General features: G+C 67.3%; 28 protein-coding genes and 1 pseudogene. 13 read left to right on the forward strand and 16 right to left on the reverse strand.

Going from position 1 to position 26,254, the window contains the following annotated elements:
• Positions 1 to 19: 19 nt before the first annotated feature.
• Entirely contained in the window at positions 20 to 604 is a 585-nt protein-coding gene (locus B841_RS03030; protein ID WP_041631714.1) for an AMIN-like domain-containing (lipo)protein, read from the reverse strand.
• 208 nt (positions 605 to 812) lie between these two features.
• Between B841_RS03030 and B841_RS03035 the strand changes: the two genes are divergently transcribed.
• Positions 813 to 2,057 (forward strand): HNH endonuclease signature motif containing protein, encoded by a 1,245-nt coding sequence (locus B841_RS03035; protein ID WP_156844682.1) that lies wholly within the window; start codon positions 813 to 815, stop codon positions 2,055 to 2,057.
• Positions 2,058 to 2,131: 74 nt separating this feature from the next.
• On the opposite strand, the gene B841_RS03040 is transcribed toward B841_RS03035, so the two are convergent.
• The 9 genes from B841_RS03040 to B841_RS03080 all read right to left on the reverse strand — a co-directional run bounded on the left by B841_RS03040 (position 2,132) and on the right by B841_RS03080 (position 9,235).
• The gene (locus tag B841_RS03040) at positions 2,132 to 2,800 is read right to left on the reverse strand and encodes a methionine ABC transporter permease (RefSeq protein ID WP_020934015.1); all 669 of its coding nucleotides are present in this window, start codon (positions 2,798 to 2,800) and stop codon (positions 2,132 to 2,134) included.
• The gene (locus tag B841_RS03045; RefSeq protein ID WP_020934016.1) at positions 2,797 to 3,801 is read right to left on the reverse strand and encodes a methionine ABC transporter ATP-binding protein; all 1,005 of its coding nucleotides are present in this window, start codon (positions 3,799 to 3,801) and stop codon (positions 2,797 to 2,799) included. Before B841_RS03045 ends, B841_RS03040 begins: the two co-directional genes overlap by 4 nt.
• Positions 3,801 to 4,697, reverse strand: a complete 897-nt coding sequence (locus B841_RS03050) for a MetQ/NlpA family ABC transporter substrate-binding protein (RefSeq protein WP_020934017.1) — start codon at positions 4,695 to 4,697, stop codon at positions 3,801 to 3,803. Before B841_RS03050 ends, B841_RS03045 begins: the two co-directional genes overlap by 1 nt.
• Positions 4,698 to 4,768: 71 nt before the next feature.
• Complete coding sequence (locus B841_RS03055; protein WP_169466559.1) at positions 4,769 to 5,581, reverse strand: glycine betaine ABC transporter substrate-binding protein; 813 nt, start codon at positions 5,579 to 5,581, stop codon at positions 4,769 to 4,771.
• 59 nt (positions 5,582 to 5,640) lie between these two features.
• A complete protein-coding gene (locus B841_RS03060; RefSeq protein WP_020934019.1) occupies positions 5,641 to 5,847 on the reverse strand; it encodes a hypothetical protein in 207 nt (68 codons plus the stop codon).
• Positions 5,848 to 5,865: 18 nt separating this feature from the next.
• Complete coding sequence (locus B841_RS03065) at positions 5,866 to 6,732, reverse strand: metal ABC transporter permease (RefSeq protein WP_020934020.1); 867 nt, start codon at positions 6,730 to 6,732, stop codon at positions 5,866 to 5,868.
• Positions 6,733 to 7,596, reverse strand: coding sequence for a metal ABC transporter permease (locus B841_RS03070; RefSeq protein ID WP_020934021.1), 864 nt, complete (start codon positions 7,594 to 7,596; stop codon positions 6,733 to 6,735). It lies immediately after the preceding gene.
• Positions 7,596 to 8,324 (reverse strand): metal ABC transporter ATP-binding protein, encoded by a 729-nt coding sequence (locus B841_RS03075; protein WP_020934022.1) that lies wholly within the window; start codon positions 8,322 to 8,324, stop codon positions 7,596 to 7,598. The genes B841_RS03070 and B841_RS03075 overlap by 1 nt, the downstream gene beginning before the upstream one ends.
• Positions 8,321 to 9,235 (reverse strand): metal ABC transporter substrate-binding protein, encoded by a 915-nt coding sequence (locus tag B841_RS03080; RefSeq protein WP_020934023.1) that lies wholly within the window; start codon positions 9,233 to 9,235, stop codon positions 8,321 to 8,323. Before B841_RS03080 ends, B841_RS03075 begins: the two co-directional genes overlap by 4 nt.
• A 97-nt stretch (positions 9,236 to 9,332) precedes the next feature.
• Here B841_RS03080 and B841_RS03085 point away from each other — a divergent pair, with 97 nt between their 5' ends.
• Genes B841_RS03085 through B841_RS03100 form a run of 4 tightly spaced genes read left to right on the forward strand, consistent with a single transcriptional unit; the run spans position 9,333 to position 12,392 of the window.
• Entirely contained in the window at positions 9,333 to 9,992 is a 660-nt protein-coding gene (locus tag B841_RS03085; protein ID WP_020934024.1) for a metal-dependent transcriptional regulator, read from the forward strand.
• Positions 9,989 to 10,438: a PH domain-containing protein gene (locus tag B841_RS03090; RefSeq protein WP_020934025.1), complete on the forward strand. Its 450-nt coding sequence runs from the start codon at positions 9,989 to 9,991 to the stop codon at positions 10,436 to 10,438. Before B841_RS03085 ends, B841_RS03090 begins: the two co-directional genes overlap by 4 nt.
• Positions 10,435 to 11,748, forward strand: coding sequence for a PH domain-containing protein (locus B841_RS03095; protein ID WP_020934026.1), 1,314 nt, complete (start codon positions 10,435 to 10,437; stop codon positions 11,746 to 11,748). Before B841_RS03090 ends, B841_RS03095 begins: the two co-directional genes overlap by 4 nt.
• Complete coding sequence (locus B841_RS03100; protein ID WP_020934027.1) at positions 11,745 to 12,392, forward strand: MOSC domain-containing protein; 648 nt, start codon at positions 11,745 to 11,747, stop codon at positions 12,390 to 12,392. The genes B841_RS03095 and B841_RS03100 overlap by 4 nt, the downstream gene beginning before the upstream one ends.
• A gap of 5 nt (positions 12,393 to 12,397) precedes the next feature.
• Here the strand turns inward: B841_RS03100 and B841_RS03105 are convergent, their stop codons facing one another.
• A complete protein-coding gene (locus B841_RS03105) occupies positions 12,398 to 12,865 on the reverse strand; it encodes a tRNA (cytidine(34)-2'-O)-methyltransferase (protein ID WP_020934028.1) in 468 nt (155 codons plus the stop codon).
• Positions 12,866 to 12,889: 24 nt separating this feature from the next.
• On the opposite strand from B841_RS03105, the gene B841_RS03110 reads away from it, so the two are divergent.
• Positions 12,890 to 13,729, forward strand: a complete 840-nt coding sequence (locus tag B841_RS03110; RefSeq protein ID WP_020934029.1) for a bifunctional methylenetetrahydrofolate dehydrogenase/methenyltetrahydrofolate cyclohydrolase — start codon at positions 12,890 to 12,892, stop codon at positions 13,727 to 13,729.
• Positions 13,698 to 14,045 carry a DUF3017 domain-containing protein gene (locus tag B841_RS03115; RefSeq protein ID WP_041631716.1) on the forward strand — a complete coding sequence of 116 codons (348 nt, stop codon included), beginning with the start codon at positions 13,698 to 13,700 and terminating at the stop codon, positions 14,043 to 14,045. The genes B841_RS03110 and B841_RS03115 overlap by 32 nt, the downstream gene beginning before the upstream one ends.
• On the opposite strand, the gene metX is transcribed toward B841_RS03115, so the two are convergent.
• The 3 genes from metX to B841_RS03130 form a co-directional block, all read right to left on the reverse strand.
• Positions 14,042 to 15,193 (reverse strand): homoserine O-acetyltransferase MetX, encoded by a 1,152-nt coding sequence (metX, locus tag B841_RS03120; protein WP_020934031.1) that lies wholly within the window; start codon positions 15,191 to 15,193, stop codon positions 14,042 to 14,044. The genes B841_RS03115 and metX overlap by 4 nt on opposite strands.
• A 104-nt stretch (positions 15,194 to 15,297) precedes the next feature.
• Positions 15,298 to 16,620: an O-acetylhomoserine/O-acetylserine sulfhydrylase gene (locus B841_RS03125; protein ID WP_020934032.1), complete on the reverse strand. Its 1,323-nt coding sequence runs from the start codon at positions 16,618 to 16,620 to the stop codon at positions 15,298 to 15,300.
• 194 nt (positions 16,621 to 16,814) lie between these two features.
• Positions 16,815 to 18,980, reverse strand: coding sequence for an NADP-dependent isocitrate dehydrogenase (locus tag B841_RS03130; protein WP_020934033.1), 2,166 nt, complete (start codon positions 18,978 to 18,980; stop codon positions 16,815 to 16,817).
• 180 nt (positions 18,981 to 19,160) lie between these two features.
• On the opposite strand from B841_RS03130, the gene B841_RS03135 reads away from it, so the two are divergent.
• From B841_RS03135 to B841_RS14090, 4 genes are all read left to right on the forward strand, one after another.
• Positions 19,161 to 20,405: an MFS transporter gene (locus B841_RS03135; RefSeq protein ID WP_020934034.1), complete on the forward strand. Its 1,245-nt coding sequence runs from the start codon at positions 19,161 to 19,163 to the stop codon at positions 20,403 to 20,405.
• A 46-nt stretch (positions 20,406 to 20,451) separates the two neighbouring features.
• The gene (locus B841_RS03140) at positions 20,452 to 21,351 is read left to right on the forward strand and encodes an exodeoxyribonuclease III (RefSeq protein ID WP_020934035.1); all 900 of its coding nucleotides are present in this window, start codon (positions 20,452 to 20,454) and stop codon (positions 21,349 to 21,351) included.
• An 18-nt stretch (positions 21,352 to 21,369) separates the two neighbouring features.
• Positions 21,370 to 22,197: a trimeric intracellular cation channel family protein gene (locus B841_RS03145; RefSeq protein ID WP_020934036.1), complete on the forward strand. Its 828-nt coding sequence runs from the start codon at positions 21,370 to 21,372 to the stop codon at positions 22,195 to 22,197.
• A gap of 64 nt (positions 22,198 to 22,261) precedes the next feature.
• Positions 22,262 to 22,450 (forward strand): hypothetical protein, encoded by a 189-nt coding sequence (locus B841_RS14090; RefSeq protein ID WP_052337720.1) that lies wholly within the window; start codon positions 22,262 to 22,264, stop codon positions 22,448 to 22,450.
• A gap of 81 nt (positions 22,451 to 22,531) precedes the next feature.
• Here B841_RS14090 and B841_RS14095 read toward each other — a convergent pair.
• Positions 22,532 to 22,780 (reverse strand): annotated as a pseudogene (locus B841_RS14095) (GntR family transcriptional regulator); the annotation flags it as partial.
• Positions 22,781 to 22,879: 99 nt separating this feature from the next.
• Here B841_RS14095 and trpS point away from each other — a divergent pair.
• Entirely contained in the window at positions 22,880 to 23,899 is a 1,020-nt protein-coding gene (trpS, locus tag B841_RS03160) for a tryptophan--tRNA ligase (RefSeq protein ID WP_020934038.1), read from the forward strand.
• Between the two features lie 78 nt (positions 23,900 to 23,977).
• The gene (locus B841_RS03165) at positions 23,978 to 25,057 is read left to right on the forward strand and encodes a YhjD/YihY/BrkB family envelope integrity protein (protein ID WP_020934039.1); all 1,080 of its coding nucleotides are present in this window, start codon (positions 23,978 to 23,980) and stop codon (positions 25,055 to 25,057) included.
• A 1-nt stretch (position 25,058) separates the two neighbouring features.
• On the opposite strand, the gene B841_RS03170 is transcribed toward B841_RS03165, so the two are convergent.
• Positions 25,059 to 26,231: a D-alanyl-D-alanine carboxypeptidase family protein gene (locus B841_RS03170; protein WP_020934040.1), complete on the reverse strand. Its 1,173-nt coding sequence runs from the start codon at positions 26,229 to 26,231 to the stop codon at positions 25,059 to 25,061.
• Positions 26,232 to 26,254: the final 23 nt, after the last annotated feature.

Consider the following 26,254-nt stretch of genomic DNA (forward strand, 5'->3'; position numbering starts at 1 on the left):
CTCATCGACTGCCCGGTGTCTAGGCCTGCAGAATGTCGATGACGACTCGGCTGGGATCTTCCAGGACTTCCACGGAGTAAGGCAGCTGGCTGTCGAGGCCGATGATGAACTGGGAGCGGCCTTCGAAGGTGCCTGCGCTGATGACCTCCGTGACGGAGCCGGACCCCTGGACGGTGCCGATCTGGGGGTCGTCCATCCCCAGCTCGAAGGGGTAGGTGGTGCCGTCGATGTTGACGTTCAGGGCGACGGCGCCGTGGTGGGAGATCGATTTGCCGGATCCCTGCTGCACGGGGTTGTCGGTGTAGTCCATGAACCAACCGGGGTCGCCGGAGCCGGAGAGGTCGAAGATGACCCGGTCGAAGCCGGCGTGGCTGCCCACGCGGACGTTCGAGACCACCAGTTGGGCCGGGGCTTCGGGGCGGAGAGTCTTGCGTGTGGTGTCGGCGTCTCCCAGGGGGGTGACGCCGGCTCCGGCCGAGTTTGCGGCGACGGTCCGGTCGTTGTGGTCGACGGAGGCGCCCGAGGGACTGCACGCTGTGAGCCCGGCGGCGGCGACCATCACCAAGGCGGCGGCGCGGAGCGCTCTCTGGTGGTCTACAGGCATGGGCTCACCGTATAACGGCCCATGGATGTGGGCGAAATAGAAACGGCGGTCTGTGAGGGATCGTAAGCGAATCGTTGTAAAGTATGTCGGGCTGTCTGCTGCAGCGGCCACGATCCGGCGATTCACCCCCGGAATGGGGTGGATGTCACGTCGATGTTTTAGCGTGGAAATCGAACGTACAGGCGATCATCTCGGGGGAGTTGTGCACATGACTGCACCACCGCTGGAACACCACGACCGACCACCCACCACAGAACCCTATTACTCCGTCTGCGCAGGGCACGACCCATTGGCGCAGGCCGGCCTCATTGCCCGCCGCAGTGAATACCGCAAATGGCGGGCCTGCCAGGAATCCGCAGGCCCCATCGAGACGAACGTCCGCGACTGGAGTGAGCACGCCACCGACCTGGCCTGTTCGATCGGAGGTTCGGAACGACACATCGCCAAGCACCTCGAGGCGCTGGAAACCCTTGACCGGCTGCCGGTTCTCCGCGAACTGGTCGAGGAGATGATGCACCTGTCGATGGCGCATCTCTGCCGCATAGACGCCACCGTGATCGGCGTGCACCCGGATCTCTACGACTCAGCGGAATTCTGGGGCACGCTGGACACGGAGTTGGCGGGCTACCTGACGCCGAAGAAGCATAACCAGCTCGTGCCCACGCCTGACGCGATCGCCCGGAAGATCCGCGCCATCATCGCGGTGTGGGAAGCGGATATGCCCGGCGCTGGCGACGCCCCAGACGAGGAGCCCGAGAAGCCGCGTGGCGACGGCGATTACCGGCAGTGGCCCCAAACCGACGGCAACGCGGTCACCGAGGTCAGCCACGACGCGGTGACGGCCGCCGCCATCGACAAGGCCGTCCGCACGCATGCAGCGGCAAATAGCATCAGTCTTGCCCAGGCCCACGCCGAACTCATCCTGAGCAACGTCACGGTGCAGGTGACGCTGAACCTCTACCGCGCCACCGATTTAGCCGGCGCGCCGACGTTCCTTTCCTCGTTGGGGGTGCTCTCCGCGGAGGCCCTCGCGAACCTGGAGGGCAGGATCACCGCGGTCCGAGACATGGATCAGGCCGGGGCAAAGGTGGAGGAGGCGTACCGGCCCAGCGTCGGGCTGCGCGCCTTCCTGGAGGGGCGGGACTGGGTGTGCCGCTGGCCGGGCTGCAACCGCCCGGCGGAGCGCTCCCAGAAAGACCACTGCGTCGACTACGAGGCGGGCGGGCCCACCACGGCAGCGAACATGGCGAGCCTGTGCCAGCACCACCACAACCGCAAGACAGACGGCGTCGTCCATTACCTGCTGGATCCGCACACCGGCGACGTCTACTGGCTCTTCGAGGACCGCACCTGGGTCGTCGACGAGGCTGAAGGGCCGCTGGCCCCGCGCCAGCGGCGGTGGTTGCGAACGCTGTGGCAGAAGCGCCGGGGTCGACAGGACAGAAGGCGGTGACGGGGTGTGGGCACGAAAAACCCGCCGAGATCAGGGATCTCGGCGGGTCTCGGGAACGGCTCGGTGCCGAAGTCTTAACGACGCATGATCTTCTTCGACAGCCAGTTGCCCAGGAACTGGGCGATCTGGACGATGATGATGATGATGAGCACCGCGGCGTACATGACTTCCCAGTCGTAGGAGCGGTAGCCGTAGACGATCGCGAAATCGCCCAGACCGCCGGCGCCGACGTAACCGGCCATGGCGGACATGTCGACCACGGCGATGAAGATGAACGTGTAGCCCAGCACCAGGGGGCCGAGCGCTTCGGGGATGATCACCGTGGTGATGATCTGCCACGGCGTCGCGCCCATCGAGCGGGCGGCCTCAATCTTGCCGGGATCGATGGCCACCAGGTTTTGCTCCACGATGCGGGCCACCGCGAAGGTCGCGGCGATGATCATCACGAAAATGGCGGCGTTGCGGCCGATGGTGGTGCCCACCACCATCAGCGTCACGGGCGCGAACATGGCGATCATGATGATGAACGGGATCGGCCTGATGAAGTTCACCAGGATGTTCATGATCCAGTAGATCGGCCGGTTGCGCAGGATGCCGCCTTCGCGGGTGGTGTACAGCAGCACGCCGACGATCAGGCCGAGGATGCCGGCCAGCAGCATCGTGACGATGACCATGACCAGCGTGTCGACGACCGCCTCACCCAGCGTCGGCCCCAGGCGTTCCCAGTCTGCGGCGAGAATCATCGGGTCAGCTCCTCAATGTCGGTGGTCTTGGACAGGCGGTCGCGGAAAGCGTCGATGGCGACGTCGTCGCCGTGCAGGCGCACCGTGACCTTTCCGAAGGACTGCTGCTGCAGCGTCGTCACCCCGCCGTGCACGATATTGACGGAGACGACGTCCTTGACGTCCGAGATAGCGTCGAAGAAGCCGGAATTCTCGGTCAGGTTGATGGTGAACAACCGGCCCGGGTGGGCTTTGAGGTCTTCGGCTTCGAGCTGGTCGGGGGTGTTGCGCAGCGACGTGGCCACGAAGCGTTGAGCGACGGCGGTGCGCGGATTGGAAAAGACGTCGTAGACGCTGCCGTGCTCGACGACCCGGCCAGCCTCCATCACGGCCACTTTGTCGGCGATGGAACGCACGACGTCCATCTCGTGGGTGATCACGACGATGGTGATGCCGAGTTCTTTGTTCACCTTGCGCAGCACGTCGAGGACTTCGCGAGTGGTCTCGGGGTCGAGCGCGGAGGTGGCCTCGTCGGCGAGCAGCAACCTCGGGTTGGTCGCCAGCGCGCGGGCGATGCCCACGCGCTGTTTCTGCCCGCCGGAAAGCTGCTCCGGATAGTTCTTGCCTTTGTCCGCCAAGCCAACGAAGTCGAGCAGCTCCGCGACCCGGTTCTTCCGGTCCTTGGCGCCCGCCAGCTTCAGCGGGTATTCGATGTTGCCGGCCGCGGTGCGCGACGAGAACAGATTGAACTGCTGAAAAATCATGCCGATGTCGCGGCGCAACGGGCGCCATTTCGCTTCGGAGAGACCGACGACGTCGGTGCCGTCGAGAAGCAAACGTCCGGAAGAGACGGTGTCCAAGCCGTTGATGAGGCGCACCAGCGTGGATTTACCCGCGCCGGAATAGCCGATGACACCGAGGACCTCGCCGGGTTCGACGGTCAGGGAGACGTCGTCGACGGCGGTGGTCCCGGTGCCAAAGACCTTGGACACGCCTTGAAACTCAATGCGTGTGCCGGACACTACTCTGCGGCCCGTTCTTCCAGACGCTGCTGAATGTCGGCGAGCTCTTCATCGGTGAGGTCGACGGGCACGGCGGTGCCGCCGGAGGACTCCAGGACGGCTTCCTCGACGGCTGGGTCCTTCCACAGCTCGGCGAGCTGCTGGAGTTCCTCGTTGTCGGCCAGCTCCGGGGTGGTGACCCAGACGTTGATGTACTGCTCGGCCTGCTCGGTCGACGGGTCATCCTGGAAGATGGCGCTGTTCGGGTCGATGCCGGCGCGCTCCAGGAAGGAGTTGTTGATCACGGCCGGGGTGCCCTCGTTGTAGGCCAGCGTGGCCTGGGCGGCGTCGACCGGGGTGACCTCGACCTCGGAGGCTTCGGTGTCGATGTCGGCGGGGGACGGGTCCAGCAGGCCCTCCTCGCGCAGGGTCACCAGGCCGGCCTGAACCAGCACGTTGATGGCGCGGCCCTGGTTGGTGGCGTCGTTCGGGATGGCCACGCGCTCGCCCTCGATGCCGTCGAGCGAGTCATGGTCCTGCCAGAACAGGGCCAGCGGGTAGATCTCGGTGGCCGAGAAGGCCTCCAGGTCCTGGCCGGCGCCGACGTTGTAGTTGGAGAGGAACTGCAGGTGCTGGAACTTGTTCACGTCCAGCTGGTCCTGGGCCAGGGCGTCGTTCGGGGTGTTGTAGTCGGCGAAGGTGACGATCTCGACGTCGATGCCCTCTTCTTCGGCCAGATCCTGGAAGACGTCCCATTCGCGCAGGTTGGCGTCGGTGGTGCCGATGCGGATGGGGCCGTCGAAGGAGGTGTCTGCGCCGGTGGCGGCGTCCTCTTCTGCGGAATCGTTGCAGGCGACCAGGCCGGTGGCGGCGATCAGGGCGGCGGCGGAGCCGGCGAGAATACGGGTGAGCTTCATGGCGGGGTCCTTTCGGAATTGCGGTAAAGGAAAAGTAGCACCCACCATACCGCTTAGTCTAGTTACGGCCGTTACTTCAGCCAGGCGTCGATCTTTTCCGGGTGGCGATCCGCCCACGCCCGCACCGCCGGCAGCACGTCCATCCCGTCGACGTTCATGAACAGGTCCATCTGGTTGACGTCGTCCACCGAGTAGTTGATGCGGCCGAGCACCTCTCGGGTGCGTTCCGGCAGCCGCTCCCAGGCCGCGCCGTGCGCCAGCAGGGACGCGCGGTCCGGGGCGGGGAAAGCGCCGCGCGGATCCGCCAATGGACGCAGGTCGTGGACCTCGTTGAGAAACATCGGCTGCCACAGCGGGGTGACGAACCAGTCGCCCGCGGCGTAGCGACGGTTGACCGTGTCGATGACTTGGTGGATGTCCCCGGACGGCTGCTCCCAGCCGAGGGCATCCAGACCGTAGGTCTGCAGCAGGTCATTGCCCATCATGGTCAGGCCGGCGTAGGAGCCGGTGCCCTGCACGGTGCGGGTGGTGAACCGCTCGGCGACCTCGGGCCGGGCCAGATCCTCCAGACTGGTGGCGACGTCCTCGGGAACGTAACCGGGCACCGCCCAGAAGAACCGGCCGCCGTCGTATAGCTCGGCGATTTCGACGACGCTGTCCTTGATCTGCTCCCAGTACACGGCGTGCCCGCCCGGCAGCCAGGCGTCCGCGAAGAGGTGGTGTTCCCCGGAGGCGATCTTCGGGTACATCTCCGGATGCGGTCCCTCGTGCACCTGCACCTGGTGCCCCAGCCGCAGCAGCACCTCCTCCACGACGGCGGCGGCCACCTGGTGGAAGGACTCGTTGATGCGGCCGAGGATGATGGGCTCGGTGGACTCGGACATGACGACGTTCTCCCTGGGGTCGGCGGTGTGTGGTGTGTCACGGCCGAACATAGCAGTTTCTACAGCCACCGGTCCCGGACGACCTCGATGACGATGAGGATCACGGCCGCGAAGACCGTGCCGGCGAGCCACACGCCGGCGAAGAATATGATGTCGCCCAACCCGAAGGGGGACTCGCGGGTGAGCAGGGTGGACAGGAACGCGATGATCACCGCCACGGTGGCGGCGGTGGGCAGTTTTTCGCGGAAGTACTCGAGGCCGGTCATGGGGTTCAGCCTAGGCCGTCATCCCACCGGAACCGCAGTCCGCCTGCGGCTGCCCGCCATCCGGTCGACGGTGAGTACCGTCGCGAACTGCAGGCCGTAGAACACGGCCATGCCCGCGGAGGTGGAGGCGTCGAGGGCGTAGGCGAGTCCGAAGCCGAGCACGGCGCCGAGCCCGGCGAACGCCAGCGTCCAGGCGATCAGCTGGCCCATGCGGCCCGCGAAGATCTGCGCGGTGGCTGCCGGGGTGACCACCAGGGCGATGATCAATAAGGCCCCGGCCGCGTGGAACGCGGCGGTGACGGTGACTGAGACGAGGAACATGAAGGCCGTGTCCAGCGCGCCGGTGCGCACCCCGAGCAGGCGGGCGAACCCCGGGTCGAAAGTGGAGGCCTGCAGCTGCGGGTAGAACGCGACGAGGAAAACTGCGTTGAGGGCCAGCACCGAGAGCATCACGTAGAGGTAGGAAGGGCCGAGATCGACGCCGCCGACGACCAGCCGGTCGAAGGACGCGAGGTTCAGGTCCCCGACCAGGACCACGTGGGTGTCCAGGTGGAGGTCGGTCAGCCGACTGGAGACGAGGATGACGCCGACGGCGAACAGCGCCGGGAAAATCAACCCCAGCGGAGCGTCGCCCGCGATCATGCGGGTCTTGGACAACCAATCGGCGCCGAGGACGACGAGCAGGCCGGCCAGCGCGGCGCCGAGGACCAGCAGCGGGGAGTTCAGATCGCGGGTGAGTAAATAGCCGACGACGATGCCGGGAAAGACGGCGTGGCCGATGCCGTCGACGACCATGGACTTCTTGCGCAGTACCACGAAGACGCCGGGCAGGGCGCAGGCGAGGGCGGTGACCACGGCCAGGAGCAGGGTTCCCAGGATAAACATCTATGCCTCCGCCATTGCGTGTCGACGTCGGGGGGACAGGGCGAGGGAGCCCAGCAGCATCACAAAGAGCGTGACGACGATGACCGGCCCCGTCGGCATGGGGCCGTAGGCGATCGAGAGCCAGGTGCCGATCGCCGAGGCGACCCCGCCGGCCAGGCCGGACAGCACCGTCATCGACGCCGCGGTGGCGGTCCACTGGCGCGCGATGGCCGGCGGGGTGACGATGAAGGCGACCATGAGCACGAGGCCCACGGACTTGAGGCCGATGACCGTGGCGACGGCGATGGAGCCGAACATCAGCGCGTCGATGAGCGTGTTGTTGAACCCCATGACATGGGCCTGTCGACGGTCGAAGGACTGCAGCGTGAATTCCTTGAAGAACAGCGCCACCACCGCCAGCGTGATCGCCCCCACGACGACGGAGACGAGCAGGTCCGCCCGCGTGATGGAGGAGGCGTTGCCGAAGAGGTAGTCCTGGACGCCGCCTTTGTCGGGGATCGGGTTGTGGGAGATGTACTGCATCAGCAACATGCCGAGGCCGAAAAAGCTGGACAGCGTCACGGCCATGGCGGCGTCGAGGCGGACCCGGGAGATTCGCGGGATCAGGTTGGTCACATACACGGCCAACGTGCCCACCGCCACGGCGCCGATCATCAGCCCCAGCAGATTGCGGCCGCTGTGGCCCAAGGCGGTGAGCAGGAGGAAAACGACGAGCACCCCGGGAAGGGCGGAGTGCGAGATCACGTCTGAAATCATCGACTGCTTGCGCAGGTAGGCGAAGGTGCCCAGGGCGCCGGCGACGACGCCGATGGCCGTCGCGCCGTACAGGGTCATCGCGTAGGTGTGGTCGGTCAGCAGTTCCATCAGGCACGCACCCGGATGTCGTAGGCGGCCTGGAGGTTCTCTTCGGTCAGGGCGTCAGCGACGGGCCCGGCGGCGACGAGGCGGCCTTCTTTGAGGATGATCACGTCGTCGCACAGCTCTCGTACGGTGGCGAGGTTGTGGTGCACGATCATGATGGAGACGTCCGGTAACTGCTCCAATGCCTCGAGGATGGCGGATTCGCTCGCGGCGTCGATGCCGGCGAAGGGCTCGTCCATCATCAGCAGGTCCGGCTGCTGGGCGAGGGTGCGGGCGAGGAAGACGCGCTGTCGCTGGCCGCCGGAGAGGGCGCCGATTTGGCGGTCGGCCAGGTCGGTGACCCCGGTCTGGGCCATGGCCGCGTCGGCGGTGGCGCGCTGGGTGCGTCCGGGGCGGCGGAACCAGCCCAGGGAGCCGTAGGTGCCCATGGTGACCACGTCGCGGACGGTGGCGGGAAAGTCCCAGTCCACCGACGCGGACTGGGGCATGTAGCCGACGCGGTTGCGGGCGCGCGACAGGGGGAGGCCGAAGAACGTGGTCTCCCCGGTGGCCGGGATGAGGCCGAGCATTGCCTTCAGCAAAGTGGATTTCCCGGAGCCGTTGGGCCCGATGACGCCGGTGACCCGGCCGGCGGGGACGGTGGCCGAGACGTTGTTAAGCGCGCGGTGGGACCGGTAGTCGACGGTCAGGCCGGCGACCTCGGCGGCGGGCGAAGTGGGATTCACGGTCATGCCCCCAGTTCTGCGGCGACGACGCCGGCGTTGTGCTCGAGCACGCCCAGGTAGGTGTCGAGGGGCGGCGTGGGGCCGAGCGTGTCGGCGAAGAGTTCCTCGGTGGACACGGTCACGCTCCAGCCGCGCGATTCCACGGCCTCCTGTAACGCGGTGATCGCCTGCGGGTTGGCTTGATTGTCTTGGAAGATGACGGAGACCTCGTTGTCGACGATGTAGTCCGCCAGTTCGCTCATTTCGGTGGGCGAGAGCGCGGCCTGGGTGGAGATGAAGTCGGTGGCGCGGACCTCCAGGTCGTAGGTGTCGCCGAAGTAGTTGAAGGCGTCGTGGCCGGTGATCAGGATGCGCGGTTCGGGGATGGCGGCGAGCGCGTCGGCGGCGGCCGCGGCGGTTTCGTCGATCTGGGCGCGGTAGTCCTCGGCGTTGGCCCGGTAGGTCTCCGCGTGGTCGGGGTCGTGCGCGGCGAGCCGGTCGGCGATGGCGTCGATCACCAGCCGCCACGCCTCCGGGGAGTTCCACACGTGTGGGTCGTGCATGCCGTCTTCCCAGGGCAGCAGAAGTTCGGCGGGCAGGGCGTCGCCGACGGCCAGCTGGGCGTCGCCCAGCGATTCGAGCTGGTCTTCCATCTGGGCTTCCAGGCCGAGGCCGTTCCAGAAGACCAGGTCGGCGGAGCGCAGGCGCTGGACGTCCTGGGTGGAGGGCTGATGGGTGTGCGGGTCCCCGCCCGGGCCGACCATGGCGGTGACGTCCACGTCGGGGGCGATGTTGGCGACGGCGTCGGCGAGGTAGCCGGTGGTGGCGTACACGGTCGTCGTGTCCGAATCTTCCGTCTCCCCGGCTGCGGCGCAACCGGCGAGCGGGAGCGTGGCGGCGAGCGCGAGAAGTGCGACGGGGCGGGGGATTCTGGCCATGGCGTGCTTCCTGTCCGTAATTTTCAATGAGTTGAACTTGAAAGAATCAAAGCATTGAACATAATTTTTCACAATCTCGGTGAGCTAAAGTGGGGGCATGCATGTCGATGACCTTTCCGACCGGACGCAGGATTACCTCAAGGCTCTCTGGGGGTGGGCGGAACACTCCGATGAGCCGGCTCCGCTCGGGGAGATCGCGCGGCGCACCGGCCAGAAAAGCTCCACCGCCTCCGAGGCGATCAAACGGCTGGCCGCCGACGGGCTGGTCAGCCACGAGCCCTACGCGGGCGTCCGGTTGACCGGCCAGGGACGCAGGTTGGCGGGCCAGATGGTGCGGCGCCACCGGCTCGTGGAGACTTTCCTGGTCACCGAACTCGACTACACCTGGGACGAAGTGCACGAGGAGGCGGAGTTGCTCGAGCACGCCGTCAGCGACCGCTTCATCGCCCGCATCGACGCCCGGCTGGGACGCCCCGCCCGCGACCCGCACGGCGATCCCATTCCCCGCCCCGACGGCAGCGTCGAGGAGGTGTCCAGCCTGGCGCTCGCCGACGTCTCTTCCGGCGCCGTCACCGTCGAGCGCGTCAACGACGACGACCCGGAATTACTGCGCTACCTCGCCGAGCGCGGCGTCGGGCCAGGAACGCGATTGTCTGTCACCGCCCCGGCGGCCGCCGGCATCCTCACCGTGGAAGTCGGCGGGGGCATCGTCGCGCTCGCGGAGTCCTGCCTGTGCGACATCAAGGTCTCGCGATGAGCCGGGTCTCGCCGAAGCTGACCCCGGCGACCTACCTCGCGGAGCTGCCCTGGTACGTCATCGGCGCGGCAGTGTGCGCGGCGCTGGCGTGGTGGTGGTCGGCGTGGTGGTGGCTCAGCGTCGCGTTCTTCGCCGTCGTCCTGGCCTGGGCGCTTTGGCTGATCCCGGCCCGTGTGCGCCGCATCGGGTGGCGCGAAACCGACGACGAGCTGCTGATCACCAAGGGGCGGCTCTGGCACACGCTGACCGTGGTGCCCTACGGACGCATCCAATTCGTCGATGTCACCGCCGGCCCCATCGAGCGCGTCTTCGGGCTCAAACGCCTCAAACTGCACACCGCCTCGGCGACTTCGGATGCGACCGTCCCGGGGCTGCTCGCCGACGACGCCGACGCCCTGCGGGAACGACTGACCGTCCAGGCCCGAGAGAGGATGAGCGGATTATGAGGCCCGTCCACCGCCTGACCCCGCTGCTGCGTTTCTGGACGGGCATCCTCGCGCTGCTCGCGGTCGTCGTGGTCAACCTGAACGCCTCCGCGGCCGGAACCATCGCCTCCTTCCTGCGCGGCGACGGCTCCTTCCTGCCCATCCTCTACGGCGTCGGCGCCTTCCTCGCCGCCTGCGTGGCGGTGTGGCTGGGCTCCTACTTCTGGTGGCGGGCCACCGGCTTCGAACTCGGGGAGGAGGAACTCTCCCTGCAGCGCGGCGTGCTCCAGAAACAGCTGCGCAGCGCCCGCTACGACCGCATCCAGGCCGTCGACGTCGTCGAGTCGATCATCGCCCGGCTCTTCCGCGTCGCCGCCGTCCGCGTGGAAACCGCCGGCGGCAAAGACTCCGTCATCGAAATCGCCTACCTGAACAAAAGACAGGCGGAACGGTTGCGCGCCGAACTGATCCACCGCGCCGGCGGCGCCGCCCCAGAACCGGAGCAGGAGGACGCCGACCTCACGGTCCCCCTCCACCGGGCCTTGGCGGGCGCCGGACTGCGGCTGGGGTCGATCATCGGCGTGGCCGCCATCGTCATCCTGGCGATCTCCCCGTTACCGACCGCCACCGCGCTGGCCGCCGTCGTGGGCATCCTGCCGGGCCTGTGGCGCCAGATCGACTCCAGCTGGCGCTTCACCGCCACCTTCGACCAATCGCGCCACGTGCTCAACCTGTCCTACGGACTGGCCGACCGCCGCCGGCAAACCATCCCGCTGACCCGCATCCACGGCGCCCAGGCCGTCCAGCCGCCGCTCTGGCGTCCGCTGGGCTGGTGGCAGGTCACCGTCACCGTCGCAGGCTACGGACCCGCCGACTCCGGCGACTCCGGCACCTCGCGCATCCTGCCGGTGGGCACACGCGAACAAGCGGTCGCGGTGCTGGCCCTGGTCAGCGAGCTGAGCCCGGCAGAGATCGAAGAACACGCCGCCCCCGAAGGCCACCGCGACCCGGACTTCACCTCCCCGCGCCGGGCCTGGGTCGTCTCCCCGGTGGACCTGAACCGCCAATCCGTCACCCTCCACGGGGACACCGTCATCTGCCACACCGGCCGCTTCGGACGCTCCGTGGCGATGATCGCGACCTCCCACATCCAAGAACTGACCCTGCGCCACGGGCCGCTGCAGCAGCTGCTGCACCTGTGCACCGTGCGTTTCGACCTGGTCAACGGGCCCGTGCGCATGGGCGGACACGACCTCGACGTCGAAGACGGTGCGAGGCTGCTCGATCTCCTCCGCGGCCGGCGCCTGCCCGGCTATCATCAACGGGTGTGAACGCACATGTCTTGAGCACCAACATCGCCGTCCCACGCCAGTGGCGGAACCGGACGACGGGGATCGACAAACGGCCCGCCGAGAAGCTGGCGGTCGCCGCGCCGGGCCCGGACTACGGTGATGGCTCCGGGGTGGCCGGCGACGTCATCGGCGACGACAAGCACCACGGCGGCGCGCAGAAGGCCGTCTACGCCTTCGCCCGCGAGGAACTCGACTACTGGCAACAGCGGCTGGGGCGGACGCTGTCCGACGGCGCCTTCGGGGAGAATCTCACCACCCGTGGCGTCGACCTGGCGGAGCTGCTGATCAACCAGCGCGTGCGTTTGGGCACGACGCTGCTCGAGGTCTCGGTGCCGCGCTCGCCGTGTCGCACGTTCGCCGACTGGGTGGGGGAGCCGGGCTGGGTCAAGAAGTTCACCGCCCGCGGCGACTGCGGCGCGTACTTCCGGGTCGTCGAACCCGGGGAGATCCGTGCCGGCGACGAGCTGGAGCTTATCGACGCCCCGCCGCACGGCGTCACCATGGGCATGGCGTTCGCCGCCAAAATGGGCGATACCGCCCTCGCCCGCCGCATCATGGAGGCGGACATTCTGCCCGAGCTGTATCAACGACGCCTCGTCGCGAGGTTCGCGCCGGGAGAGTAAACGGTTTACCTGGCGCCGCCGAAACCCAGCTGTCGCCAGGCCTCGTAGGCGGCGACGGCCGCGGAATTCGACAGGTTCATCGACCGGCGGGCAGGCAACATCGGGATGCGCACCTCCGTGGTGATGCGCGGGTGCGCCAGGTGATTTTCCGGTAGGCCGGTGGGCTCGGTGCCGAACAACAAGGCGTCGCCCGGGCGGTAGTCGATCTCGGTGTGCCAGGTCGTCGAGCGGGTGGTGAAGGCGAAAATCCGGCCCGGTAGAGCGTCGAAGCAGACGTCCAGGTCCGCATGGAGGCTCACCTCCGCCAGGTCGTGGTAGTCCAGCCCCGCGCGACGCACGTGTTTGTCGTCGAAGTTGAACCCCAACGGCTCCACCAGGTGGAGATGCGCGCCGACGCCCGCGCACATGCGGATGGCGTTGCCCGTGTTTGCGGGGATGACCGGGTTATCGAAGACGACATGAAGTTCTGACACGGGGACAAGTCTAGGATGAGTCATGTGACTGCGATGAAACTAGACGGACAGCTCTACCGAGACGAGATTTTCGCGGACCTGAAGGAGCGGGTCGCGAAACTGGACAAGAAGCCGGGACTGGCCACCGTGCTGGTCGGCGACGACCCGGGCTCCCAGTCGTACGTGAAGATGAAGCACCGCGACTGCGAGCAGCTGGGCATCACGTCGATCCGCAAGGATCTGCCCGCGGATGTCTCGCAGGAAGAACTGATCGCCGTGATCGAGGAACTCAACGAAGATCCGGACTGCACCGGCTACATCGTGCAGCTGCCGCTGCCGAAGCACCTCGACGAGAACGCCGTGCTGGCCGCCATCGACCCGGACAAGGACGCCGATGGCCTGCACCCGGTGAACCTGGGCAAGCTGGTGCTCAACGAGCCGGCTCCGCTGCCGTGCACCCCGAACGGCGCGATCCACCTGCTGCGCCGCTTCGGCGTGGAACTCAACGGCGCGAAGGTCGTCGTCATCGGCCGCGGCGTGACCGTCGGTCGTCCCATCGGCTTGATCCTCACCCGCCGCAGCGAGAACGCCACCGTGACGCTGTGCCACACCGGCACCAAGGATCTGGCCGCTGAGACCCGCGTGGCCGACGTCATCGTCGCCGCCGCCGGCAAGCCGCACATGCTCACCGCCGACATGGTCAAGCCGGGCGCCGCGGTCCTGGATGTGGGTGTCTCGCGCGTCGACGGCAAGCTCGCCGGCGACGTGCACCCGGACGTGTGGGACGTGGCCGGGCACGTTTCCCCGAATCCGGGCGGCGTCGGCCCGCTGACCCGTGCTTTCCTCGTGCACAATGTGGTGGAGCGTGCAGAAAAACAGCGGTGACCTGTCCCTGGACAACCCTCATGACCTGGATCTCCCGCCGTCCCCGCTGCCCCGGTGGGTGCAGTGGGCGGGAGTGCTGGTGTTTCTCGCCCTGGTCGTGCTCTCTGGGGGATGGGCGCTGACGGAGCACTGGCGTCGCGCGACGTTCGCCCTCGGGACGTCACTGCTCTGGCTCGCGCTGGTGCGCCAGACCTGCGACTCGCAGGTGCTCGGCGTGTTTTCGGTCCGCTCGCGGCGTTTCGACGTGATCTTCTGCCTGGCGACGGGCGGGGCGATGACCTGGCTGGCGGCGTCCGTGGACGCGCTCGGCAGCTAGATGATCCATTCCCCCTCAGGGTCGTGGCCGAAGCCGTCGGTCGGTTCCGCGCCGTCGTTGGCCAGGGAGATGAAGCGCCGCAACAACCGGTCCATCTGCCGGTCCTCGGTGAGGAAGGCGTCGTGGCCGACGGGGGAGACCAGCTTGTGCATGCCGAGCAGGTTGCCCAGGTTGCGCGACAGGTGCTCCTGCTGGTGGTACGGGTACAGGATGTCCGTGTCCACGCCGATGACCATCGTCGGCACCTTCGAGGAATACAACGCCTTGTTCAACCCGCCGCGGCAGCGGCCGATGTCGTGCCGGTTCAGCGCTTCAGTGAGCGCGACATATGCCCCGGCGTCGAAACGCTGCACCAGTTTAAGGCCCTGGTAATCCAGGTAGCTGTCGACGGCGAAGCGCTGGTCGGGGCGACGGTGCGTGCCCAGCGGGTCCTCGCCCTGCTGCGGGGTGGTGCCGAAACGTTCGTCAAGCTCCATCTCGCCGCGGTAGGTCAGGTGCGCGATGCGGCGGGCCGCCGCCAGTCCGGTGACCGGTCCCTCGCAGACGTCGTAGTAGTCGCCCCCGTGCCAGTCGGGGTCCCGGGTGATCGCGGAGATCTGGGCGGACTGGATTCCGATCTGCCAGGCGCTGGCCCGCGCGGAGACCGCGATGACGCACGCGGCGTCCAGGGAACCCGGATACAACAACGTCCACTCCAGGGTGCGGGCGCCGCCCATGGAGCCGCCGATGACGGCGTGGACGTGCCCGACGCCCAGTTCCCGCAGAAAGCGGTGTTCGGCGTGCACCTGGTCGCGGATGGAGACGGCCGGGAAGCGCGACCCCCAGGCTTTGCCGTCGTCCGGGTGGGGGCTGGCCGGCCCGGTGGAGCCGTTGCATCCGCCGATGACGTTGGTGCAGATCACGCACCACCGTTCCGTGTCCAGGGCTTTGCCCGGGCCGATGAGGGCTCCCCACCAGTCGGCTGCGTCGGGGTCGCCGGTGAGCGCGTGTTCGACGAGGATGATGTTGGTGGCGCCGTCAGCGGCGACCTGTAGCTCTCCCCACCGTCGGTAGGCGATGGTGACGTCGTCGATGACGCCGCCGGCCTCTGTGTGGAAGTCGCCGATGGGAACGCTGCCGAGTGCTCCCTCGGCGGATAAAATCGCCACTGGTGTGTCCTCCTGGGGTGCGGTTGGATCAGGAGGCCAGTCTAATTGGACAGCTCGGTCTAATGACAATTCCATTCACCGAGCGCCGTCGTTCCCGCATGATTTTAGATGGCGTCGAAACCGGCCTGCAGGTCGGCGATGATGTCCTCGACGTTTTCGATGCCCACCGACAGGCGCACCGTCGCCTGGGTGACGCCGGCGCGCTCGTGCCCGGCCTCGTCGGACTGCGAGTGCGTGGTGGTGGCCGGGTGGACGACCAGGGAACGCACGTCACCGATGTTGGCCACGTTGGAGTGCAGCTTCAAGGCGTCGATGAACTTCCAGGCGGTGGTCTTGTCCTTCGGGTCGCCCTGGACGTCGAAGGTCAGGACGGAGCCGGTGTGCTTCAGGCCGAGCTTTTCCTTCACGGCGTACCACGGGGAGGCCTCGAGGCCGGCGTAGTTGACGGAGGCGACCTTGTCGTGGCCGGCGAGGAACTCGGCGACCTTCTGGGCGTTCTCGTTGTGGCGCTCCAGACGCAGGGACAGCGTGTCCAGTCCCTGCAGGGTGATCCAGGCGTGGAAGGGCGACAGGGCGGCGCCGGTGTCGCGCAGCCAGCCGGCGCGGGCCTTCAGCGCGAAGGCGGGGGCGCCCAGGTCGGCGTACTTCAGGCCGTGGTAGGCGGGGTCCGGGGTGACGAAGTAAGGGAAGACCGGCTCGCCGTCGCGCTCGACGGTCCAGTCGAACGTGCCGCCGTCGACGAGGATGCCGCCGATGGCGGAGCCGTTGCCGGTGTAGAACTTGGTCAGGGAGTTGACGACGATGTCGGCGCCGAGCTCCAGCGGGCGGACCAGGGCGGCGGTGGCGATGGTGTTGTCCACGATCAACGGCACCTGGTTGGCGTGGGCGACCTCGGCGATGGCCGGGACGTCCAACACGTCGGCCTGCGGGTTGCCGAAGGTTTCGCCGAAGAAGGCGCGGGTGTTGGGCTGGACGGCGGCCTGCCAGGAGGCCGGGTCGTCGGGGTCCTCCACGAAGCTGACGTCGATGCCCAGGCGCTTGAGGGTGATCTGGAAGAGGGTTTCCGTGCCGCCGTAGAGGCGCGGGGAGGTGACGATGTGGTCGCCGGCCGAGGCCAGGGTGGCGATGGCGGCGGTCTCGGCGGCCTGACCGGAGGCGAACGCCACGGCCGCGACGCCGCCCTCGAGGTTGGCGATGCGGTTTTCCAGCGCCTCGGTGGTGGGGTTGGTCAGGCGGGTGTAGATCGGACCTGCGTCCGACAGGTTAAAGCGGTTCTGGGCGTGCTCGGCGTCGTTGAAGACGTACGAGGTGGTCATGTGGATCGGCTGGTTGCGGGAGCCGGTGTCCGAGTCCACGGTCTGGCCAGCGTGGATGGAGCGGGTCTCGAAGGACCAGTCCGCGGCGTTGCTGTTGTCGTACTGAGGCATGAAGGGGTTCCTTTCGTTTTCCTCCAGCGTAGAAGCCCCGTGTGAGCTGCGCCAAGGAAAAATGTTTTTGGTGGAGTAAGCCCTGCAAGACGGTTGAAAGTAAATAGACCGAGCGGTTTGGAATGAAGTCTGGAAAAGGGCAAGGCCCCGCCGAAGCGGGGCCTTGTTTTGAGCGGCGGCAGCGAGTGCGCGGCCTACTTGATGGACGCGATGAGCTCGTTGAGCTTCTCGACCGGGCGCATGGCTGCGGAGGTCTTCTCGTCGTTCGGGTAGTAGTAGCCGCCCAGGTCCACGGCGGAGCCCTGGACGTCGAGCAGCGCCTGGTTGATCTCCTCGGCGTTCTCGGCGAAGTCAGCGGCGACCGACTTGAAGGCTTCGGCCAGCTCGGCGTTTTCGGTCTGCTCGGCCAGTGCCTCGGCCCAGTAGGCGGCCAGGAAGAAGTGCGAGCCGCGGTTGTCGATCTCGCCGACCTTGCGGGACGGGGACTTGCCCTCGTCGAGCAGCTTCTCAGTGGCGGTCTCCAGGGCGTCGGCCAGCACGCCGGCCTTGGCGTTGCCGTTGTTGTTGGCTTCGTGGCGGAAGGACTCGGCCAGGGCCAGGAACTCGCCCAGGGAGTCCCAGCGCAGGTGGTTTTCTTCCTCGACCTGCTGGACGTGCTTCGGGGCGGAGCCGCCGGCGCCCGTCTCGAAGAGGCCGCCGCCGGCCATCAGCGGGACGACGGAGAGCATCTTGGCGGAGGTGCCCAGTTCCAGGATCGGGAACAGGTCGGTGTTGTAGTCACGCAGGACGTTGCCGGTCACGGAGATGGTGTCCTCGCCGGCGCGCATGCGCTCGACGGTGACCTTGGTGGCCTCGACCGGGGACATGATGGAGAGGTCCAGGCCCTCGGTGTCGTGGTCCTTGAGGTACTTCTCGACCAGCTCGATGAGGTTGGCGTCGTGGCCGCGCTCCGGGTCCAGCCAGAAGATGGTCTTCATGCCGGAGAGACGGGCGCGGTTGACGGCCAGCTTGACCCAGTCCTGGATCGGGGCGTCCTTGGTCTGGCAAGCGCGCCAGATGTCGCCGGCCTCGACGTCGTGCTCGATGAGCACGTCGCCGGCGGAGTTACGGACCTCGACCTTGCCGTCGGCGGCGATCTTGAAGGTCTTGTCGTGGGAGCCGTACTCCTCGGCCTTCTGGGCCATTAGGCCGACGTTCGGGACGGTGCCCATGGTGGTCGGGTCGAAGGCGCCGTTGGCCTTGCAGTCTTCGATGGTGGCCTGGAAGACGCCGGCGTAGGAGGAGTCCGGGATGACGGCCAGGGTGTCCTGGGTCTGGTCGTCCTTGTTCCACATCTTGCCGCCGGCACGGATCATGGCCGGCATAGAGGCGTCGATGATGACGTCGGACGGGACGTGCAGGTTGGTGATGCCCTTGTGGGAGTTGACCTGCGCCAGGGCCGGGCCCTCGGCCATGGCCTTGTCGAAGGCGGCCTTGATCTCGTCGCCGTTCGGCAGGTCCTTCAGGCCTTCGTAGATGGCGCCCAGGCCGTTTTCGCCGTTGAGGCCGGCGGCCTCGAGCTCGGAGCCGTACTGCTCGTAGACGTCGGCGAAGAAGGCGCGGACGATGTGGCCGAAGATGATGGGGTCGGAGACCTTCATCATGGTGGCCTTCATGTGCGCGGAGAAGAGCACGCCTTCGTCCTTGGCGCGCTTGACCTGCTCGAGCAGGAACTCGTCCAGCGCCTTGGCGGACATGTAGGTGCCGTCGATGACCTCGCCGGCCTGGACCTTCAGGCCCTCCTTGAGCGCGTCCTCGGAGCCGTCGGACTTGACCAGGACGATGGACAGGGAGTCCTCGGACGGGATGACGACGGACTTCTCGTTGTGGCGGAAGTCGCCGGAGTCCATGGTGGCGACGTCGGTCTTGGAGTCGGCGGACCACTCGCCCATCGAGTGCGGGTTCTTCTTGGCGAAGTTCTTGACGGCCTTCGGTGCACGACGGTCGGAGTTGCCCTCACGCAGGACCGGGTTGACGGCGGAGCCCTGGGCGACGCCGTACTTGTCGGTGGCGTCCTCGTACTCCGGCAGGTCGTAGCCGGCGGCCTGCAGTTCCTTGATGGCGGCCTTCAGCTGCACGACGGACGCGGAGATGTTCGGCAGCTTGATGATGTTGGCGTCCGGGGTCTTGGCGAGCTTGCCGAGCTCGGTCAGGGCGTCCTCGTGGTGGCCGAACTGAGCCAGGATGCGGGCGGCCAGCGAGATGTCGCGGGTTTCGACGTCGATGTCGGCGGTGGAGGCGAAAGCCTCGACGATCGGCTTGAACGAGTACGTCGCCAGCAGTGGTGCCTCGTCGGTGCGGGTCCAGATGATCTTGCTCACAATGCTCCTGAATTGAGTCGGTAAAAATTTCTCCCACCCATTATACCCGTTATATCCGATCCAGCAGAACGTGCGTACGGTTAGTTCCTATGTGGGGGAGGGCGCCCTCACTCTTTTGTGCCCACCTCTCAGAGTCGGGACGCCCGGCCGGCGCACCCGGCGGGGAGTAGGGTGCAGTGCGTGCTTGAACGACTCACCTCTGTCCGCCCCGCCCGCCCGCGCCGCCGGCCGGTGCCCCGGCAGACCGACATCTCCCCGCGCCGCCGCTGGATCGTCATGATCGCCCTGGCCGCCGGCGGCTTCGCCATCGGCACCACGGAATTCGTCTCCATGGGGCTGCTGCCGCTGATCGCCCAGGACTTCGGCGTCACGGAAGACCGGGCGGGCCTGATCATCTCCGCCTACGCCCTTGGCGTGGTGGTGGGCGCACCCACCATCACCGCCCTGTCCGGACGCATGCCCCGGCGCCGCCTGCTGCTGCTGTTGATGGGCGCCTTCTTCCTTGGCCACCTGCTGGCGGTCTTCGCCGACAGTTACCCGACCCTGATCGTCGCCCGCATCATCGCCGGCCTGCCGCATGGCGCGTACTTCTCCGTGGCCGGCCTGTCCGCGGCCTCGATGTCCCCGCCCGGCAAACGCGGCCAGGCCGTCGCCTTCATCGGCATGGGCCTGTCGGTGGCCACGGTCGCCGGCGTCCCCGCGGCCCAGGCCCTGGGCCAGGCCTTCGGCTGGCCGGCGGCCTACCTGCTCGTCGCCGCGATCGCGGTGGCCACGGTGGTGGCCCTCTGGTTCCTCATGCCGCACATGAGCGAGATGCCGCCGACGTCCGTGCGCACCGAGCTCGGCGCGCTGGGCCGCTCGCAGGTGTGGCTGACCCTGGCGTTGGGCGCCGTCGGCTTCGGCGGGATGTTCGCCGTCTACACCTACATCACCTGGACGATGACCGAGCGCGCCGGGCTCGACGTCTCCTGGATGTGGCTGGTGCTGCTGGCCTATGGCGTCGGCTCCGTCGGCGGGCAGTGGCTGGGCGGGGTCATCGCCGACCGCAACTTGGAGATCGGCATCCTGTTCTCCCTGGTGATGATCGGGGTGGTGTTGGTGGGTTTCTACTTCACCAGCACCAATGTGGTGATCGGCACGATCAACTTCGGGCTGATCGGGTTTTTCGGGTCCTCGCTCACCCCCACCCTGCAGGTCCGGCTGATGGACGTGGCCGGCGACGCGCAGACCTTGGCGGCGTCGCTGAACCATTCGGCGCTGAACCTGGCGAACGCGGGCGGCGCCGCCCTGGGCGGGGCGGTCATCGCGGCGGGCTTCGGCTACGCCGCGCCGGCGTTGGCGGGCGCGGGGCTGGCGGTGGCCGCGATCCTCGTCTGGTTTCCGACGGTGTATCTGCGGGCGCGTTCCGCCCGCACCCCGTCCTGATCCGGCGAGTATTTGTGGGCGGGCGTTCCGGCTACCATAGACAGCCATGAGTATCACCATTGCCAGCGTCAACGTCAACGGAATCCGCGCCGCCACCAAGATCCGCCACGAGGACAACCCGGGCATGCACGCCTGGCTGCGGCAGACCCCCGCCGAAGTGGTTCTGCTGCAGGAGGTCCGCGCCACGGTCGATGAGTCGATCAAGGCGCTGCAGCCCGCCCTCGACGCCGGCTGGCACTACGTCGGCGCCCCGGCGGCGGCGAAGGGGCGCGCGGGGGTGGGGATCCTCTCCCGCGCACCGCTGGACGACGTCACCGTCGGCTTCGGCTCCTTCCTGGACTCCGGCCGCTGGCTCGAGGGCACCTACCAAGGCGTCCGCGTGGCCTCCCTGTACCTGCCCTCCGGGGCGGTGGACTCCGAAAAGCTCGACGAAAAGTACGTCTTCCTGGATGAGTTCTCGGGCGTGCTCGACGAGCTGGCCGACACCCACGACAAGATGGTCGTCGGCGGCGACTGGAACATCTGCCACCGCGAACAGGACCTGAAGAACTCCAAGCCGAACCGTAAAAAGTCCGGCCACCTGCCCGACGAGCGTGCCTGGATGGACTCCGTCTTCGGCTCCTTCCCGGACGCCGAAGTCCAGGAGAAACCGGGGCTCGGCGAGTTCTTCGGCGTCGTCGACTACGAGCCCCGCCCGATCCGCGGCGCGGCCCAAGACCCGAAGTGGTTCGACGTCGCACGTCGCCTGCACCCGGAGGACGCCGCCTACACCTGGTGGACCTACCGCGGGCAGGCGTTCAACAACAACGCGGGCTGGCGCATCGATTACCAGGCGGCCACCAGGTCTATGCTCGATGCAGCGACCCGCACCTGGGTCGACCGTGCCGCCACCGTCGAAGAGCGCTGGTCAGATCACTCTCCGATGCTGGTCGAATACGACATCTAACTGCCAAGGAGAGCCGTCGTGGACACTCAAACTCTGCTTCTGACGCTCTGGATCGTCGGTATCAGCGCTGAAGCCGTCACCGCCGCCATGTCGGCGGGTCGGCAGAAGTTCGACTGGTTCGGCGTCTCCGCCATGGCCGCGCTGACCTCGCTCGGCGGCGGCACCATCCGCGACATTCTGATCGACAACTACCCGCTGATCTGGGTGGCGAATCCGCAGTACCTGCTCATCGTCATCGGCGTGGCGTTGGTGACCACCCAGTTGTCGGTGCTGGCCCGTTACTTCAACCGGGTCTTCCTCTATGGCGACGCCATCGGCCTGGCCGCGTTTTCCGTGCTGGGCACCCAGATCGCCCTGGAGCTCGGCCATGGCGTGGTCATCGCGGCCATGGCGGCGGTGGTCACCGGCGTGGCCGGCGGCGTCATGCGCGACATCATGAGCGACCGCGTCCCGCTGGTGTTCACCCAGGATCTCTACGCCTCTATCGCGGTGCTCACGGCGGCGGTGTACATCGTCCTGTCGTGGGCGGGGGTACCCGAGAACTGGGTCATCATCATCGCCCTGCTGACGGGATTCATCACCCGGGCGGCCACGATGGATTCCAAGCGCGGCCTGCCGGTCTTCGACTACGACGACAGCGGGCCGGACCCGCGCATCCAGCTGTCGTCCCAGTTCCTCCGCAGGTCGATGAAGGCCGCCCGCCGTCGCGCCCGCCGTTTCCGGAAGGATGCGACGCGGTACTCGCTGCTGAACCGGAGCGAGAAGAAAAAGGACAAAGGCGACGACAAGGGCGACGACGGCGGGGAAGATCGGGAGCAGAAATGGCCCCCGCAAGATGCCGACTGACTCAGCTTCCTGTTAACCTGTGCTCAATTACCGGACAGCATCAACAAAAGGTGGACCAAGCATCATGCGTGCACTCATCTACTTCATCCTCGGCGCCCTCGTCACCGCCGGCGGCATCTTCTGGATCATCACGGCCGGGCACACGCCCGCGGCGATCGTGGCTGGCCTGGTCACCGCTCTCGGCGCCTCCCTGCTGGTGACGGCGTTCGCTGTCTTCACCGACATCACGAGCCCGACGAGCACCAAGATCTAGCTTATCGACGCCACACTGCCGGGCCGGGAGGTTTCTCCCGGCCCGGCAGTGCTTTCTGGGTCGATCAGGCGGGTCAGTTCGGCGTCGGGTGCTCCGCACTTGTTCGCGAGCGCCGGGCAGGACGAACATGCCCAGGCCGCGGCGTTTTTCCAGCAGGCCCTCGTCGAACAGCATGGTGAGGGCCTTCGCGCTGGTGGTGGGGTTGACGGAGTGGAAGGCGGACAGTTCGTTGGTCGAGGGGGCGCGGTCGCCTTCGGCGAGTGAGCCGTCGCCGATCTGGTCACGGATTCCCGCGGCGAGCTGTTGGTAGAGGGGTCTGGGGTCAGGCATCGGCGGCTCCTTCAGGTTTATGGGTTAACCACCTATGTGGGTAACCACATAGCCTCGTCGTCGCGTCGTCAACGGTGCGCCTGACTAGACTGACTTCTCATGAGCGAGCAGAAACAACGAGTACTCTCCGGCATCCAGCCGACGGCAGATTCCTACCACCTGGGCAACTATCTCGGCGCCATCAAGCAGTGGATCGACCTGCAGAACGACTACGAGGCGTTCTACTTCATCCCCGACCTGCATGCGATCACCGTGGACCAGGACCCGAAAGAGCTGCGTGAGCGCACCATCGCCGGTGTGGCGCAGCTGATCGCCCTGGGCATCGACTCCGAGAAGTCGACCCTGTTCGTCCAGTCGCACGTCCCACAGCACGCGGAGTTGACCTGGGTGTTGAATTGCCTGACCGGCTTCGGCGAGGCCGGGCGCATGACCCAGTTCAAAGACAAGTCCGCCCGGCACGGTCAAGACCGCACCAGCGTCGGCCTGTTCACCTACCCCGTCCTCATGGCCGCCGACATCCTGCTCTACCGCCCGCAACTGGTGCCCGTCGGCGAGGATCAGCGCCAGCACCTGGAGCTGACCCGCACCTTGGCCGAGCGCTTCAATTCCCGCTACGGCGAGACCTTCGTCGTCCCGGAAGGCTTCATCCCGCAGGGCGCCGCCAAGATCCAGGACCTGCAGAACCCGACCGCCAAGATGAGCAAGTCCGGCGAGAACCCCAAGGGCCTGATCAACCTGCTGGACGCGCCGAAGACCTCCGCCAAGCGCATCAAATCCGCCGTCACCGACAACGACGGCGTCATCGCCTACGACCGGGAGAACAAGCCCGGCGTGTCCAACCTGCTGGCCATCCAGTCCGCGCTGACGAACAAGAACATCGACGACCTCGTCGCCGGCTATGAGGGCCAGGGCTACGGCGCCTTAAAGACCGACACCGCCGACGCCCTAGAGGCCTTCACCACCCCGCTGAAGGCACGTTACGACGAGCTCATGGACGACCGCGCCCAGCTGGAGAACATCCTGGCCACGGGCGCGGAGCGGGCCGCTGAGATTGCCGAGCCCGTGCTTCAGGACGTCTACGAGAAGGTGGGCTTCCTGCTGCCCCGCCGCGCGCGCTGAACACGGGGGTTTCCTGCGCCCGGGGCCGAAATTGTCTAACTTGGGCGTAGCTGTGTTCCCGATGGGAGAGAGGACCTGATGGCTACAAAAACCCAGCCGGATGACAAAAAGACCGACGACCACGGCATCGAACGTGCGCGTGAGGACGACCCCGGCGTCGTCGACAAAGTCCGGGACAAGGCCCCGGTCGTCGACCACGCCATGCGCATGCAGAACCGCTTCGCCTCCGAGGGCGGCAACCAGTTCTCGGCGGGCATCACGTATTTCTCCGTGCTGGCGCTGTTTCCTCTCGCCATGCTGGTCTTCGCCACGCTGGCGACGATCCTGGCCAATCGGCCGGACCTGCTGACCCAGGTGCAGGACCAGATCTCCGGCGGGATGCCCGGCGAGATCGGCAATTTGGTCAACACCATCATCGACCAGGCCATCGCCCAGCGCGGCGCCGTCTTCGGCGTCGGCGCCCTCACCGCGCTGTGGTCGGGGCTGGGGTGGATGACCAACCTGCGCGCGGGCGTGTCCGCGATGTGGAAGATGGACCCCAATGAGGGCGGCAACTTTGTGGTCAAGAAGCTGCGCGACCTCGTCGCCCTCATCGGCCTGCTCCTCGCGTTGATCCTCGCCTTCGGCGTGACCGCCATCGGCAGCTCGGGCCTGACCCGCGACGTCCTGGAATGGCTGGGCGTCGACGGCTTCCCCGGCATGGGCTTCGTGATCTTCCTGGCCGGTTTGATCATCGGCGTGCTGGCCAACTTCCTGGTCATGCTGTGGATCGTGTTCATGTTGCCGCGCACGAAGGTGCCGCGCCGCTCGGGTATCCAGGCCGCGGTCATAGGCGCGGTCGTCTTCGAGGCGATCAAGCAGCTGTCCACCGTCATCTTTTCCTCGGCGCTGAACAACCCGGCCGGCGCGATCTTCGGGCCGGTCATCGGCCTGATGATCGCCCTGTACTTGATCTGGCGCGTGGTGATGTACGTCGTCGCCTGGTCCGCCACCACCGAAGAATCCCTCGAGGTCACCCCGTCGAAGGCCCCGGACCCGGCCATCATCCGCGTGCGCCACGAAGTCCGCGAAGGCCCCAAGGGCAGCTCGGCGCTGGGCGCCGGCGCGGCCTTGGGCGCTCTGGGCGCCGGGCTGTTCGCCTGGCTGCGCCGCAAATAAGTCAGCGCCGCCGCAGGAGCAACAACGCCCCGGCCGCCGCGAGAACCGCCGCGGCAAGTAACGCGATCGCGGCGGCGCTCACTCCCTGGCCGCGCTCCGTGGACGTCGGGTCCGCGGGCGCGGCCAGTCCCGTGTCCGGGGTGGGCGTGGCGGAGGGCGTTGCCACGGGGACGAGCTGCCCGACGCCGCCGCCCGGCGCGAGGTCGTAGGCGGCGTGCAGCAGCCGTTGCGCCTGTTCCCACGGACGTCCGGCGTCGAGGGTGGTGTCCAGCACCACGGCCAGCAACCGACGGCCGTCTCTGTCCATGGCGCCGACGAAGGTATGGTTCGCGTCGTCGGTGAAGCCGGTTTTACCGCCGACGCCGTCCGGGTCGTTGAGCAGCAGCCCGTTGTCGTTCCAGAGTTCGTATCCTTCGACCTCGCCGTAGCCGGGGAAGTCGATGAAGTCGGTGCCCGCGATCCGCGCGAAGACCGGGTCGGAGAAGGCGGCGCGGTACATCAGCCCGAGGTCGTGGGCGGAGGTGGACATGCCCGCCTTGTCCAGGCCGGAGTAGCTGGCGGCGACGGTGTCGACGGTGCCCAGGGAGTGGGCGTAGTCGTTGATTTTTCTCAGCGTGGCCTCGTCCCCGCCCAGTTCTTGGGCCAGGGCGTGGGCGGCGTCGTTGCCGCTGCCGAGCAGTACCCCGTGCAGCAGTTCTTCGACGGTGTAGTGGCCGCCGGCGCCGAGCCCGACGGAGGATCCCTCCTGGGCCGCGGTTTCTTCACTGACGACGTGGACCTTGTCCAGCGGCAGTTCCTGGACGGCGACCATGGCCAGCAGCACCTTGATGATCGACGCCGGGCGGTACCGGCCGTGCGGGTCCTTCTGCGCGATGATCTCGCCGCTGTCGACGTCGGCCACGATCCAGGCGCTGGCGGCCAGCTCTTCGGGAACGGCGTAACCGTCGGCGGCGCTGACGCCGCATCCGCCTTCCACCGCGATGGGCAGGGGCGCAGGAGCGTGCTGCCCCGGGGCGAGCGTCTCGGAGGTGCTGACCGGTTCCGCGGGCGCCAGGGCATGCGGGCAGTGGTCGGTGACCGGGGCGCTCTCTCGGGCGGTGGGGGTCAGTTCCGGCGTGGGAAGCGGTGCGACGGCCAGCAGGAACGTGGCGCCGAGGGCGGCGAGGGTGTGCATGATCAGATCATCTTAATTCCCGT

It is taken from the genome of Corynebacterium maris DSM 45190 (genome assembly GCF_000442645.1).
Lineage (GTDB): Bacteria > Actinomycetota > Actinomycetes > Mycobacteriales > Mycobacteriaceae > Corynebacterium > Corynebacterium maris.

Bases quoted from the DNA above. Each gene is read 5' to 3' on its own strand.
- B841_RS03035 (WP_156844682.1), top strand. From the start codon at position 813: ATGACTGCACCACCGCTGGAACACCACGACCGACCACCCACCACAGAA.
- B841_RS03140 (WP_020934035.1), top strand. From the start codon at position 20,452: ATGAGTATCACCATTGCCAGCGTCAACGTCAACGGAATCCGCGCCGCC.
- B841_RS03085 (WP_020934024.1), top strand. From the start codon at position 9,333: ATGCATGTCGATGACCTTTCCGACCGGACGCAGGATTACCTCAAGGCT.
- B841_RS03165 (WP_020934039.1), top strand. From the start codon at position 23,978: ATGGCTACAAAAACCCAGCCGGATGACAAAAAGACCGACGACCACGGC.
- B841_RS03170 (WP_020934040.1), bottom strand. From the start codon at position 26,231: ATGCACACCCTCGCCGCCCTCGGCGCCACGTTCCTGCTGGCCGTCGCA.
- trpS (WP_020934038.1), top strand. From the start codon at position 22,880: ATGAGCGAGCAGAAACAACGAGTACTCTCCGGCATCCAGCCGACGGCA.
- B841_RS03050 (WP_020934017.1), bottom strand. From the start codon at position 4,697: ATGAAGCTCACCCGTATTCTCGCCGGCTCCGCCGCCGCCCTGATCGCC.
- B841_RS03125 (WP_020934032.1), bottom strand. From the start codon at position 16,620: ATGCCTCAGTACGACAACAGCAACGCCGCGGACTGGTCCTTCGAGACC.
- B841_RS03070 (WP_020934021.1), bottom strand. From the start codon at position 7,596: ATGGAACTGCTGACCGACCACACCTACGCGATGACCCTGTACGGCGCG.
- B841_RS03065 (WP_020934020.1), bottom strand. From the start codon at position 6,732: ATGTTTATCCTGGGAACCCTGCTCCTGGCCGTGGTCACCGCCCTCGCC.
- B841_RS14090 (WP_052337720.1), top strand. From the start codon at position 22,262: ATGCGTGCACTCATCTACTTCATCCTCGGCGCCCTCGTCACCGCCGGC.
- B841_RS03090 (WP_020934025.1), top strand. From the start codon at position 9,989: ATGAGCCGGGTCTCGCCGAAGCTGACCCCGGCGACCTACCTCGCGGAG.
- B841_RS03030 (WP_041631714.1), bottom strand. From the start codon at position 604: ATGCCTGTAGACCACCAGAGAGCGCTCCGCGCCGCCGCCTTGGTGATG.
- B841_RS03080 (WP_020934023.1), bottom strand. From the start codon at position 9,235: ATGGCCAGAATCCCCCGCCCCGTCGCACTTCTCGCGCTCGCCGCCACG.
- B841_RS03060 (WP_020934019.1), bottom strand. From the start codon at position 5,847: ATGACCGGCCTCGAGTACTTCCGCGAAAAACTGCCCACCGCCGCCACC.
- B841_RS03040 (WP_020934015.1), bottom strand. From the start codon at position 2,800: ATGATTCTCGCCGCAGACTGGGAACGCCTGGGGCCGACGCTGGGTGAG.
- B841_RS03075 (WP_020934022.1), bottom strand. From the start codon at position 8,324: ATGACCGTGAATCCCACTTCGCCCGCCGCCGAGGTCGCCGGCCTGACC.
- B841_RS03115 (WP_041631716.1), top strand. From the start codon at position 13,698: ATGTGGTGGAGCGTGCAGAAAAACAGCGGTGACCTGTCCCTGGACAAC.
- B841_RS03095 (WP_020934026.1), top strand. From the start codon at position 10,435: ATGAGGCCCGTCCACCGCCTGACCCCGCTGCTGCGTTTCTGGACGGGC.
- B841_RS03055 (WP_169466559.1), bottom strand. From the start codon at position 5,581: ATGTCCGAGTCCACCGAGCCCATCATCCTCGGCCGCATCAACGAGTCC.